This window comes from Moritella sp. 36 (assembly GCF_018219415.1).
Classification (GTDB): domain Bacteria; phylum Pseudomonadota; class Gammaproteobacteria; order Enterobacterales; family Moritellaceae; genus Moritella.
The window spans coordinates 334,640-348,204 of the sequence record NZ_CP056120.1 but is presented as its reverse complement, the minus strand read 5'-3'; the positions used below and the strand labels follow the sequence as shown (position 1 = coordinate 348,204).

Here is a 13,565-nt window from a genome sequence, read left to right as displayed (position 1 = left end):
ATTCACCATAAAAAGGATGATGTTCTTCTTTAACTGCATAAACACAGAGTTCTTCCTGTCATTTACCCACACGTTCCACCATTTTAACGACATCTGTTCTCAACAACTCCAACTTAACTGCACCATGGCTGTGCGTGAATGAAAAAACTGGTGCAACATCACAGTACTTAATCATCTAAAAACCCTTATATAAAACAAGGCATATAAACAAAACCTTAAATATCAATAACTAACGACCACCCTACAGAGTTGGCATTGTCTTTGCGTTAGTAAGTACAGAGCAGTACTACAGGGATGTGAGTCATGACAGTTGAATTAATTACCAAAGCGCAATCAAAAAATAACAACACGCTAGGTCAAGTGGCATTAGTAGGAGCAGGTCCGGGGGATCCAGAGTTACTCACACTAAAAGCATTAAAAGCAATTGAGAATGCCGACCTGATCTTGTTTGATAACTTGGTTAGCCACGAAATTAGAGCGTTATTTCCAACCCATACCAAAGCTATTTATGTGGGTAAGAAAAAAGCAGACCATTGTATTCCACAAGATCAGTTGAATTTATTCATGGTCGATAAAGCTAAACAAGGTCTGAATATTTGTCGTCTAAAAGGCGGTGACCCGTTTGTATTTGGCCGCGGTAGTGAAGAACAACTTGTGCTCCATGCCCACGATATAAAAACAACCGTCGTGCCCGGCGTAACAGCGGCATCAGGCTGTACCGCCTACGCAGGGATCCCGTTAACCCACAGAGGTTTATCAACAGGCTGTACCTTTATCACTGGACACCTAAAAGATGGCCAGCTAGACCTAAATTGGTCGCAGCTTGCACACCTTGAACACACCTTAGTGTTCTATATGGGACTCGGTAAATTAGCTGAAATCTCAGCGCAACTTATCAGTCATGGTTTAGCCAGTGATACACCTGCAGCCTTGATAGAAAACGGCTCGACACCACAACAAAGAGAATTTGTTGGCACAGTAGCTACATTGCCAACACTCGCGATTGAACACCAATTACAAAGCCCTAGCCTGATCGTGATCGGTAAAGTTGTCTCTCTTGCAGAGCAACTGAGCTGGAGAGATCTAGAGCAAGCGGCAACAAATCAAGAATTAAGCGCATAACGGAGCATGTCATGAAAAGAATTATAGTTGTCGGTAACGGCATGGTAGGTCACCATTTCATTGACCAATTTATTCAGCAAGAAAAGATGGGTGAAGTGCAAATTACCACATTTAGTGAAGAATCTCGCCTTGCTTATGATCGTGTTCAATTAAGTGCTTATTTCAGCGGTAAAACAGCTGATGACTTAATGATGACGTCGCCAGAATACTATGACGACAATGGCGTTCAGTACTTTGTAAACGATAAAGTTGTTGGTATTGATAAAGCCGCTAAAACAGTAACAACAGCACAAGGTCGTGTCGAAAATTACGACAAATTAGTACTCGCGACAGGTTCATATCCGTTCGTGCCGCCAATTCCAGGTAAAGACCAAGACCATTGTCTTGTTTACCGTACAATTAACGATCTTGAAGACATCACTGCATCGGCAAAAGAAAGTAAAGTGGGTGTGGTTATCGGTGGTGGTCTACTGGGTCTTGAAGCTGCAAATGCAATCAAACAATTAGGTTTAGAAACCCATGTTGTTGAATTCGCACCTCGCCTAATGGCAGTGCAAGTTGACGATGGTGGCGGCAAAATTCTTCGTGACAAAATTGAAGCGTTAGGCGTAAACGTACACACAGAAAAAAATACCAAAGAAATTGTTAAAGGTGAAACGTGTCGCTACCGCATGAACTTTGCTGACGGTTCTCACGTTGAAACCGATATGATCATCTTCTCTGCTGGTATACGCCCGCAAGATGAACTAGCGCGTTCTTTCGACCTACAATTAGGCGAACGTGGTGGTATTCAAATTAATGATCAATGTTTAACCTCTGACGAAAGTATTTTCGCGATTGGCGAATGTGCGTTATGGCAAGGGCGTATCTTTGGTCTTGTGGCTCCGGGTTACCAAATGGCGAAAGTCGCTGTAGACCAAATTGTTGGTGCAGGTAATCTTGCGTTCACTGGTGCAGATATGAGTACCAAGTTGAAACTGCTTGGTGTTGACGTCGCCAGTATCGGTGATGCGCATGGCAATGCCGAAGGCGCACAAAATTATGTATTCACCAATGAAGCAGACCAAGTTTACAAAAAGCTGGTTATCAGCGAATGTGGTAAGAAACTGCTTGGCGCGGTCATGGTTGGTGAAGCGGAAGATTACGGTACTTGGTTACAAATTTATTTAAACGACATGGATATTCCAGGAGCACCTGAGAATATGTTAGTCCCACCAGCAGAAGGTGGTGCAGTCACGATGGGGATTGATGCTCTCCCTGATTCAGCCGTTATCTGTTCATGTCTTGATGTCACTAAAGGTCAAATATGTGCTGCAGTACAGGATGGCGCAACCAACCTCGGTGATATCAAATCTATCACTAAAGCCTGTACTGGTTGTGGTGGTTGTAACGCATTAGCAACTCAGGTTCTTAACGCTGAACTGGAAAACATGGGGGTGGAAGTTAATACCGACCTTTGTGAGCATTTCCCGTACTCACGTGCCGAACTGGCTGACATAGTGCGCGTTAAACGTATCAAAACGTTCGAAGCATTAATCACCGAGTTTGGTTCTGGCCATGGTTGTGAAGTTTGTCGTCCAACAGTAGCTAATATTCTAGCTTCATTCTGGAATGACTATATCTTAGAAGACGATCATCTTGGTCTACAGGATGTAAACGACGTTTACTTAGGTAACATGCAAAAAGACGGTACTTACTCTATCGTACCGCGTATTGCCGGTGGTGAAATCACCCCTGATAAATTAATTGTATTAGGTCAAATTGCCAAAGAATATAACCTCTATACAAAAATTACCGGTGGTCAGCGTATTGATTTATTCGGTGCACAACTTCACGAATTACCTGAAATTTGGAAATGGTTAGTCGATGAAGGTTTTGAAACTGGTCATGCCTACGGTAAATCCGTACGTACGGTTAAATCATGTGTTGGTAGTACTTGGTGTCGTTACGGCGTAAAGGACAGTGTTGGTTTAGCGATCGACATCGAAAACCGTTATAAAGGTTTACGCTCTCCCCACAAACTTAAATTTGCGGTATCAGGTTGTACACGTGAGTGTGCCGAAGCACAAAGTAAAGATATTGGTATCATCGCGACAGAAGGCGGTTGGGGTCTATATGTCTGTGGTAACGGTGGTATGCGCCCTCGTCATGCAGACTTATTTGCAACTGACCTCGATACTGAAACACTGTACAAATATGTTGACCGCGTATTGATGTTCTATATACGCACAGCAGACCGCCTACAACGTACATCAGTTTGGTTAGAAAATCTTGAAGGTGGATTAGATTACCTTAAAGAAGTGGTTATTAACGACAAACTTGGTCTTGCCGCAGAGCTCGAAAGTGAAATGGAAGCGAATATTGGTAACTACCAATGTGAGTGGAAAACAACGATTGAAAGCCCTGAAAAACTTATCCGCTTTAAACACTTCATTAACTCTGAAGAAAAAGACAATGCGGTTCAGTTTGTTGAAGTTCGTGACCAGATCCGCCCTGCGACACCTGCAGAACGTGAAGGTCTCATCGAAATTGTTGAAGTGAGCTAACGATTACCTGACGACTCACACGACTATTTATCAATATATAACCAACAATTAGCAGGTGGCGACACCTGCTAAAACAAGATGTAAGGATTTATTATGACTAATTGGACTCCTATTATTGCAAAAGACAAGCTAACACCCGATACAGGTGTGTGTGCATTAGTTAACGATAAGCAAGTTGCAATTTTCTTTGACCGTAAAACAGATCAACTATTTGCGATTGATAACTACTGCCCAGCCAGTAAAGCCAACGTATTATCACGCGGTCTAATTACTTCTGTGAAAGATGTATTAACCGTTTCATCACCACTTTATAAAGAACATTTCAGCCTAATCACAGGTGTATGTCTTGAAAATGAGACTTTATCGGTACCCGTATATGAGATACGAGTCACTGATGGTATTGTAGAAGTGTCAGCATAAAAGATAATATTTACAGGGAGTTATTATGTCGCCATGGCACTTACAAGGCGGTGCGACCTTTACCATTGGTCAGCGCTCAGTTGAAGGGATAAAAGCACATAATGAAGATGCCATTGGTATTCGCATTCCAGATGACTTACTGCTCACAACCAAAGGTGCTGTTGCCATTATCGCTGATGGTGTTAGCGCGTCAGAAGCAGGTAAAGAAGCCAGTGAAACCTGCGTACATAATTTCTTATCTGATTATTACTCTACACCTGAAACCTGGTCCGTTGGTAAATCAACAGGTCAGGTATTAACAGCCCTCAATCGTTGGCTATACAGCCAAGGTCGACAATTTGCCGATGCTCAAAAAGGCTACCTCACCACCTTAAGCGCCATTGTCTTTAAATCACATGCTGCGCATTTACTGCATGTTGGTGATTCACGAATATACCGTTTACGTAACAATAGCCTTGAGCAATTAACCCGAGACCACACCACTGTTGTTAATAGTAAACAGTCTTATCTCGCCCGTGCAATGGGCTTAGATGTCACCCTCGATGTGGATTATAAAGAAGTAGAATTGCAAGTCGGTGATGTGTTTTTATTATCAACCGATGGTTTGCATGATTTTGTTAGCGATAAATTATTACGGAATATGGTGCAACAAGCGCATACATCTGCAGAGAGTGATTTCGAAGCATGCTGCGATCAACTAATTCAACATGCAATGACCAATAACAGTAATGATAATATCAGCTGCCAATTGTTGCGTATCGACAGTTTACCTAAGCTCAGTGCCGAAGATGTGCATGTGCACCTTGCCTCCATGCCTTTCCCTCCCGCATTACGCACTGGGTTATCAATTGATGGACTAAAAGTCATTAAAGAGTTGCATGCCAGTAGTAGCAGTCATTTATATTTAGTCGAAGATAAGGAGACCAAACAGCAATACTGCATGAAAGCACCCTCGGTCAATTATATCGATGATCATGCTTATATCGAGCGTTTTACCATGGAGACCTGGATTGGCTCACGACTGCATAACCCGCATATTTTAAAAATTGTCGAAACCAACAGGAAAAAAAGCCACCTCTATTATTTAATGGAAGTCATTGAAGGTATTACCCTAGAGCAATGGATAAGTCAAAATCCGAATCCGCCGATCCAAGATGTACTTAATATTGTTGAACAGGTCATTAAAGGCTTACGTGCTTTTCATCGTAAAGAAACACTGCATCAAGATTTAAAGCCGGGTAATATTATGATCGATAATAATAGCCAAGTGAAGATCATTGATTTTGGTTCTTGTTTCGTCAAAGGCATCGCAGAAATAGCCACCCCATTGCAGCGAGATAAGATCCTTGGCACAGCAGCCTACTCCGCCCCAGAAACCGTAATCAATGGTGACAGTACTGCGCAATCCGATATCTTCGCCATTTCAGTTATAATTTTTGAAATGCTCACAGGTAAACAACCTTTTAATGGCAAACTCGAAACCTGCCGAACCCAAAAGGCCTATCTTAATACCAAGTATATTCCGGCCTATGAACACAACCCATTAGTCCCATTCTGGTTAGATGGCACAATAAAAAAAGGCCTGCGCTTCAATCCAAATAAGCGTCATGCAGATGTATCCGAACTCTTATATGAGTTACAACATCCTAATCCCAAATATAAGAATAATCGTAAGCAAACATTGGTTGAAAAGAATCCGGAACGTTTTTGGCAAGTTATCTCACTATTATTACTCTTTGCTTTGTGCATTTCATTATTTAGCTAAGCCATACGAGGTTAAATCTAACCTTATATGTAAACATACGTAAAACACCTCAATATCATTGGGTATTAAATAAATGCGTATACTATACAAGGTATAATACTGATCTATAAAGTTGAACCTATTTAACCGCAGATCATTAAAAACCAACTGTATGACAGGAGCCCATTACCGATGAATAATGTGTTTACACTCATTATAAAAATAACGACGCCAACATTACTCCACACACTTTTCTGCCATCAGCACACACCTCAGTTAATAGGTAACCACTATGATTGATTATATATCGGTATTTATATTTTTCTTTGCTGTGATTGACCCAGTGGGAACTGTGCCTGTATTTATTGCAGCAACCTGTCAGTTTGATGAAAAATCGAAACGCAAAATTGCACTACAAGCAGCCTGTGCCGCAGCAGTCATTTTGCTCTTTTTTATTGTCGCAGGAGAATTAATTTTAACGGCGATAGATATACCGTTACCAGCATTTGAAATTGCTGGCGGAATCATCTTATTTTTATTTGCCCTGTCCATGATATTTGGAGATAGCAAACCTGATACTGAAATGCAGATGGTCAAAGATAGTGGTGAGACAGCCATCTTTCCACTCGCCGTACCTTCCCTAGCAAGCCCTGGAGCGATGTTAGCAGCTGTATTACTCACTGAGAATTCGAGCTTTAGCATTTTCCAACAAGTGCAAACCGCGGGCGTGATGCTGTCGGTATTATTTATCGCTTTTCTCTTCATGCTCGCAGCAAGTTGGATCCATCGCTACATTGGCAATAGTGGCGCCAGTATTATCAGTAAGGTGATGGGCATGATCTTGGCAGCCGTCGCGACCAACAGTGTGTTATCAGGTATTAAGGTTTATTTCTTACTTTAATGTCATGACATCTGGGCTATTATTCCCCAATAGCGACAGACAAATTTCAAATAGCAGGAGCATAACCATGTCTAAAGATCTAATTGCTAAATTAAAGCAATTCAAAATCATCCCAGTGATTCAAATTGATGACGCTTCACAAGCCGTGCCATTGGCTAAAGCCTTAGTAGAGAATGGTTTACCGGTTGCAGAAGTCACATTCAGAACAGAAGCGGCAACTGAAGCTATCCGCCTAATGCGTGAAGCCTACCCTGACATGTGTATTGGCGCAGGCACAGTATTAAACGCCGAACAAGTAGATAAGGCAAAGGCAGTAGGTGCTGAATTTGTCGTAGCACCAGGGCTAAACCCAACCACAGTAAAATACTGCCAAGAAATTGGTATGCCGATCGTTCCTGGCGTTAATAGTCCCAGTCAAATTGAGCAAGGTTTAGCGCTTAACTTAACGTTTATGAAATTCTTCCCTGCTGAAGCGTCAGGCGGTATTGCAATGGTAAAATCGTTACTCGCGCCTTATGTCGACGTTTCTCTAATGCCAACTGGCGGCATCAGTAAAAACAATGTGTCTGATTACCTCGGTTTAGAGCGTGTCGTCTGCTGTGGTGGTACTTGGATGGTCGCGCCGAAACTGATTACGGCAGGACACTGGGAAGAGATTGGCCGTCTCGTACGTGAAGCTGTTGCACATGTAGCGGAACACTAAATCACAAAAGGCCCTATACCAATATGATATAGGGCTTTAACAATTAAGTTATTCAGTAATACTTTTATTTAGTAATGGGCCTAACAGTTTATTTATTAGCAATAAAACCAACAGCCTCGTATGCTTTAGCTAACGTAGGAGCAGCACGCTCAGACGCTTTTTCAGCACCAACACGCATAATACGCTGTAATTCAGTCTCATCAGCACGTAACTCATGGTAGCGCGCTTGAATCGGCTCTATCATAGCGACTACTGCATCCGCCGTATCACCTTTCAAATGGCCATACATTTTATCTTCGTATTCAGGCACAAGATCAGCAACTGAGCGTTTCGTTGCAATAGAAAGTAGCGTCAATAAATTAGATACACCCGGTTTTTCTTTATTATCAAAGTAAATACGCGCTTGTTCATCACTGTCTGTGACTGCACTTTTAAGCTTCTTAGCAATCTTTTTCGGATCATCTAATAACTTGATAAATGCTTTTGGATTAGCATCTGATTTTGACATTTTCTTCAGCGGATCTTGCAAGCTCATAATACGTGCGCCCAAAGTTGGGATCATCGGTTCTGGCACTTTAAATACATCACCGTAGATATTATTAAAACGAGTCGCGATAGTACGCGCTAACTCTAGGTGCTGCTTTTGATCATCACCAACAGGCACTTCATCAGCTTGGTAAAGCAGGATATCTGCAGCCATCAATACAGGGTAAGTATATAAACCTGAATTACTGCTGCTAGAGTTATTCGATTTATCTTTAAACTGCGTCATGCGGTTTAATTCACCCATCTGCGTATAGCAGTTAAGTAACCAACTCAATTGTGCATGTTCTGGTACTTGAGATTGTAAGAAGATAGTCGATTTTTCAGGGTCTAGACCACATGCAACATACATTGCGAGGCCTTCAAGCACCTGAGATTTAAACTCTTTAGGGTCTTGACGTACCGTGATGGTATGTAAGTCCGCAAGCATGAAATGACAGTCGCTGTGTTCCTGCATGTCCAGCCATTGATTGATTGCACCAATATAGTTACCAATAGTCATACTGCCAGAAGGCTGAATACCACTTAATACCACAGGTTTTGTCATAGATATATTCCCAATCTCTTAATTTATTCAATTGTGGGCAAGCTTACTTACCCAATCATGTTTATCACGCTATTTATCGCTAAAGTAGGCGATTACTTTAATTTCACTGCCGTTAATAGCTCACTGATATCATCTGCCACAAAGTCAGGATTACTGTCACTAATTGGAATGCCGTAGTTATAACCATACGTTAAACCAAAGCTAGTGAAGTTTGCCGCTTGTGCTGCAATAATATCGTTCTTAGAATCTCCCACCATTAGCGCATCTTCAGCTTTAAACTGATAGTGCTCTAAACAATGTAATAACGGTAATGGATTAGGTTTTTTCTCAGCCAGCGAATCGCCACCAAGTACCAGTTCAAAGAACTCACTGATACCCGCTAATTCAAGTACTGGCGTGGTTTGAACCATAGGTTTGTTGGTCACTATAGCAAGTTTAAACCCTGCCTCTCTCAATGCTGTTAGCGTTTCTTTTACATTTGGGTATAACACGCTGTGTGTATATACATTTGCAGAATAGTGCTTTAAAAATGACGCCAGCGCATCATTAAATAATGCCGGATCAATATCATCAGATATATTAACACTGCCTGATAACGCACGTTGCACGAGTACTTGGGCACCATTGCCAACCCAACCGCGTACTTCATCTTCCGAGAAATGAGCACGTTCAAAATCACTCAGCATACAATTAACGGCAGCTGCAAGGTCAGGTACACTATCAACAAGGGTACCGTCTAAATCAAAACAAATAAGCTTAAACATTGGCTTTTTCTAACTCCGAACGCATTTCATCAATGACTTTTTTATAGTCTTCTTGGCCGTAAATAGCAGAGCCTGCAACAAACATATCAGCACCTGCTTCTGCAATTTCACGGATATTATCAACTTTAACACCACCATCAATTTCAAGAATGATGTCATGACCACTGGCATCAATCAATTTACGTACATCACGTAATTTTTGTAAGGTGGAAGGAATAAAACTTTGACCGCCAAAACCAGGGTTTACCGACATCAATAAAATCATGTCCAACTTGTCCATCACATAATCTAAGTAATGCAGAGGTGTCGCAGGATTTAATACTAACCCAGCTTTTAAACCATGCTCTTTAATTAGTTGCAAAGAACGGTCTACATGATCAGACGCTTCAGCATGAAAAGTGATCATTGATGCACCCGCTTTGGCAAATTCATTAATCATATGATCAACCGGTCGTACCATTAAATGCACATCGATCGGCGCGGTCACACCATGATCACGCAATGCTTTACAGATCATTGGACCAATAGTTAAATTAGGGACGTAGTGGTTATCCATAACATCAAAATGAATGACGTCAGCACCAGCAGCTAGTACAGCATCGACTTCTTGGCCAAGGCTAGCAAAATTAGCAGACAGAATTGAAGGGGCAATCAGAAAGTTTTTCATTTAGCGTGCTCTCAGTTGTTATTATTCCATTACTCTGTGCAAATCTTACCCTAAGTTAGCCCCTAGGGTAAAATAATAAAACCAGAATAACACTGACAACTCAGCATTGGCCGATAAATTAAAGCGAATAGTGTTAATACATTAGGATTTAGCTGTATAACGCCAACAGTTCGTCGACTTTATTACGCTTACCAGCATTACGGCTGATGGTACGTTTAACCTGAACAACCTCAAATATAGAACCATGATAAAGTTCACGCGTTAAAGGAATGTCATGATTCGAAATCAATATCGGGATCTGTCGCTCTTGTGCTGTTTCACGAGAAACTTTAGCCAGTAGCGCCTGATCATCCAGACTAAATCCATTGGTCGCATACGAAGTAAAACTTGCAGTTGTACTTAATGGCGCATACGGCGGATCACAATAAACGACATCATCACTGCGTAAACGTTTATAAACTTCAGAATAAGATTCACAAATAAACGTGGCTTTTTTCGATTTTTCAGCAAAAAAACGTAATTCTTTTAACGGGAAGTACGGCTTCTTATAAGAACCAAATGGCACATTAAAACCACCTGATTTGTTATAACGGCATAAACCATTAAAGCCATGACGATTCATGTAAAGAAACATTAACGAACGCTGATAAGGGTCACGAGTTTTGTTAAACTTTTCACGTACTTTGTAATAACGCTCTTTATCATTAAATTCAGGCGTAAAGAAACGCTGAGCATCGGCAATAAATTGCTCTGGTTTTTGTTGCAGAATCTTATACATATTAATCAAATCAGGATTAATATCATTCAACAGGTATTCGTCATAATCAGTATTTAAAAATACTGAACAAGCGCCAACAAACGGTTCAACTAAACGCTTACCAGTCGGTAGTTTTTCACGTAGATGATCAACCAGAGAATACTTACCTCCGGCCCATTTTAAGAAGGCTCGCGTTTTCTGCATTTGTGACTTATATCGCTAAATAAAAGGGGGCCGATTGTACATGGATTACAGCTAAATTGCGCTGTTTATTTATAAATCTCTTTGGATCTGAGCGAATCGTTTCAGCCACGGTTTATCTTTTTGTACGGACGCCGGCAATTTTAGTTTCGCGGCATTCGCCTGCTCAACACTGGTAAAGCTACCATAAAGAACCACATACCAAGGCTTGTTGTTACGTAGTGTTTGATATGTCCAGACATTTTCAGGTAATTCGTTCTCGTTTAAATACTGCTTTAGCTGTGATTGACGACTTAACCCTGCAATTTGAAATGTATAATTTTTCGCCGGTTGAGCCATCAACCAAGCTTGACTGGTTAATGTTTTAGCTGTATTTACAGCGTCTTTTAGTACTACTTTGTCAGCGACTTCCACAACCATTTTACTATCAATTACTTTTGCAGTATCTGATGTTTTTTGCTCGGCAATCATCTTATTCACAGCAGCATCATCAATCACAATTCGCTGTTTACCCACTTGCGGTCTTGGTACGGACACAACAGGATCTGTTAACGTGATAGTTTGACCTATTTCGGTTGGTAACTCATCATCCCAATCACTGGCCAACATTTGAGGTTCGCTCGCATCGACGATAGCCCCTGCACCTGTATTTACATCCGTTGTCACTGCATCATCTTGTGTCATCACAGGAGAAAGCAATAGAGGCTCTTTCAGTACGGTATCAGCAGCTTGTTCCTGCTCAGTTTGATAAGTGTCATATAAAAATGTGCCTACACTACCTAACAGCAACACGCCAGTAATCATCGCCGCTAAATAAAATGACTTATTTGATGTTATCACAGATTTATCCGTCGTACTCGGCGTTGGTGATTCAGCGCGATAAACCTGCCCCTGCATGATCGCTTGCGCACATTTTGCTAATTCAGCTGGATTACCATGACACGCTTCAATTTGACGATTAATTGCATCCTGATTAACAAACGTGGGTTTATAATCAGCTTGACTAAATTGCTGCTCAACAAATTGCACAGCGGCTTGCGAATCTAATACGGTCATTTCCAACTCCAATACATTGGTTGCTGATTTTGCCAATGGCAGTATGGTTATATCAACCCACTTACTTTCTGCAAATGAAATGATATTTACTTTAATATTAATTTTATGATTAAGACTTAATTCTACTAATTGCGCAAACTCAGCAATACTTGCTGGCGATAATGACATGGCATTATCAATACATAGCGTGAATTCATGTTCAAGCTGCTGAGCAAGTAACGATAAGCTCTCGGCTAACATTATATGCGCATTGAAACGACCATCATAGCTGATCTGCTGTAATATTTGCGTTCTAACTTCCGTATCATCATGGCACTGCTGCGCATCAATTGTAATGGTTTTTTGATTAAGATCTGATTCTACATAATTACGTAATACCGTTGATTTACCTGAACCGGATTCACCGCTTACGAATAATAAATGTGAAGAGAATTGTGTGAGATGACGCAGCCGTTCACACAGCTGCGTTTGAGAATAAATTTCAGTTTGAACTGAATAGTGCACTAGAATCCGCCTGATTATGGAAATTAACCACATCGCGTAACGTACTTTCAGTTACTGTCGATAATACTTCGGCACTGCCAATTGATGTTGGTAAAATAAAACGAAGCTGGCCATTAAGTACTTTCTTGTCACGTTTCATGTGCTTCATAAATGCATCAAAGCTCATTTCTGCTGGCGCCAGTAAAGGCAACTCAGCAGCCGCGATTAATGCAGCAATACGTGTTACTTGAGATGCTGTTAATAGCCCCATTAATGCCGATGTTTGTGCTGCCATTATCATTCCAGCAGCAACCGCTTCACCGTGTAACCAAACGCCATAACCCATTTCAGCTTCAATAGCATGACCATATGTATGACCAAGATTGAGCAACGCGCGTAAGCCCTGCTCTTTTTCATCAATAGCAACAATTTCAGCTTTAATTTCACAACAACGATAAATTGCGTATTCCAACGCAGCCGTATCGAGCGCCATTAGCGCTGCAATGTTTTCTTCTAGCCAAACAAAAAAGTCCGCATCATAAATGATCCCATACTTAATCACTTCAGCTATACCAGCCGCCAGTTCGCGTCGAGGCAAGGTCGCTAAACAATCCGTATCGATAAAAACAGCATTGGGCTGATAAAAAGCACCAATCATATTTTTACCCAACGGATGATTAACTGCCGTTTTACCGCCAACCGAGGAATCAACTTGACTCAACACAGTCGTCGGGATTTGAATAAAGGGGATACCGCGTTGGTAACAGGCGGCCGCAAAGCCAACCATGTCACCAATAACACCACCACCGAGAGCGATCAACGTGGTATCACGTCCACAGTTCTCACGCAGTAGCGCGGTAAAGATCTCATTTAAAGTATCTAGGGTTTTAAATTGTTCACCATCAGAAAGAATAATACTGTCAAATTTATAGTCGTGTAACAATGCTTGTACGCGTTGTAAATACAACGGTGCAACCGTATCGTTTGAGATCACGACAACTTTATTGGTTGTTATTGCAGCCGTAAATTGCGCTACTTGCGTTAATACGCCTTCACCAATATAAATAGGGTAGCTCCGCTCACCCAGTTCAACAGTTAAACTTTCCATGTT

General features: G+C 41.3%; 12 protein-coding genes. 6 read left to right on the top strand and 6 right to left on the bottom strand.

The genetic code is table 11. From position 1 onward, the window contains the following. The first annotated feature begins 303 nt into the window (after positions 1-303). From cobA to HWV03_RS01550, 6 genes are all read left to right on the top strand, one after another. Positions 304-1,122: a uroporphyrinogen-III C-methyltransferase gene (gene cobA, locus HWV03_RS01575; RefSeq protein WP_211678196.1), complete on the top strand. Its 819-nt coding sequence runs from the start codon at positions 304-306 to the stop codon at positions 1,120-1,122. An 11-nt stretch (positions 1,123-1,133) separates the two neighbouring features. Continuing rightward, on the top strand, positions 1,134-3,668 hold the full coding sequence (nirB, locus tag HWV03_RS01570) for a nitrite reductase large subunit NirB (protein WP_211678195.1): 2,535 nt from the start codon (positions 1,134-1,136) through the stop codon (positions 3,666-3,668). A gap of 93 nt (positions 3,669-3,761) precedes the next feature. Then, positions 3,762-4,088 (top strand): nitrite reductase small subunit NirD, encoded by a 327-nt coding sequence (gene nirD / locus HWV03_RS01565; RefSeq protein WP_211678194.1) that lies wholly within the window; start codon positions 3,762-3,764, stop codon positions 4,086-4,088. A gap of 25 nt (positions 4,089-4,113) precedes the next feature. Then, a complete protein-coding gene (locus HWV03_RS01560) occupies positions 4,114-5,853 on the top strand; it encodes a bifunctional protein-serine/threonine kinase/phosphatase (RefSeq protein WP_211678193.1) in 1,740 nt (579 codons plus the stop codon). Positions 5,854-6,124: 271 nt separating this feature from the next. Further along, positions 6,125-6,733 (top strand): MarC family protein, encoded by a 609-nt coding sequence (locus HWV03_RS01555; RefSeq protein WP_211678192.1) that lies wholly within the window; start codon positions 6,125-6,127, stop codon positions 6,731-6,733. Between the two features lie 67 nt (positions 6,734-6,800). After that, entirely contained in the window at positions 6,801-7,436 is a 636-nt protein-coding gene (locus tag HWV03_RS01550) for a bifunctional 4-hydroxy-2-oxoglutarate aldolase/2-dehydro-3-deoxy-phosphogluconate aldolase (RefSeq protein WP_211678191.1), read from the top strand. A gap of 88 nt (positions 7,437-7,524) precedes the next feature. Here the strand turns inward: HWV03_RS01550 and trpS are convergent, their stop codons facing one another. The 6 genes from trpS to aroB form a co-directional block, all read right to left on the bottom strand. Further along, the gene (gene trpS / locus HWV03_RS01545; protein ID WP_211678190.1) at positions 7,525-8,526 is read right to left on the bottom strand and encodes a tryptophan--tRNA ligase; all 1,002 of its coding nucleotides are present in this window, start codon (positions 8,524-8,526) and stop codon (positions 7,525-7,527) included. A gap of 92 nt (positions 8,527-8,618) precedes the next feature. Then, positions 8,619-9,290 (bottom strand): phosphoglycolate phosphatase, encoded by a 672-nt coding sequence (locus HWV03_RS01540; RefSeq protein ID WP_211678189.1) that lies wholly within the window; start codon positions 9,288-9,290, stop codon positions 8,619-8,621. After that, complete coding sequence (gene rpe, locus HWV03_RS01535) at positions 9,283-9,957, bottom strand: ribulose-phosphate 3-epimerase (protein ID WP_211673776.1); 675 nt, start codon at positions 9,955-9,957, stop codon at positions 9,283-9,285. The genes HWV03_RS01540 and rpe overlap by 8 nt, the downstream gene beginning before the upstream one ends. 148 nt (positions 9,958-10,105) lie before the next feature. Further along, the gene (locus tag HWV03_RS01530) at positions 10,106-10,918 is read right to left on the bottom strand and encodes a Dam family site-specific DNA-(adenine-N6)-methyltransferase (protein ID WP_211678188.1); all 813 of its coding nucleotides are present in this window, start codon (positions 10,916-10,918) and stop codon (positions 10,106-10,108) included. A 69-nt stretch (positions 10,919-10,987) separates the two neighbouring features. After that, positions 10,988-12,475, bottom strand: a complete 1,488-nt coding sequence (locus tag HWV03_RS01525) for an AAA family ATPase (protein ID WP_211678187.1) — start codon at positions 12,473-12,475, stop codon at positions 10,988-10,990. After that, positions 12,453-13,562 (bottom strand): 3-dehydroquinate synthase, encoded by a 1,110-nt coding sequence (gene aroB, locus HWV03_RS01520; protein WP_211678186.1) that lies wholly within the window; start codon positions 13,560-13,562, stop codon positions 12,453-12,455. Before aroB ends, HWV03_RS01525 begins: the two co-directional genes overlap by 23 nt. Positions 13,563-13,565 lie beyond the last annotated feature (3 nt).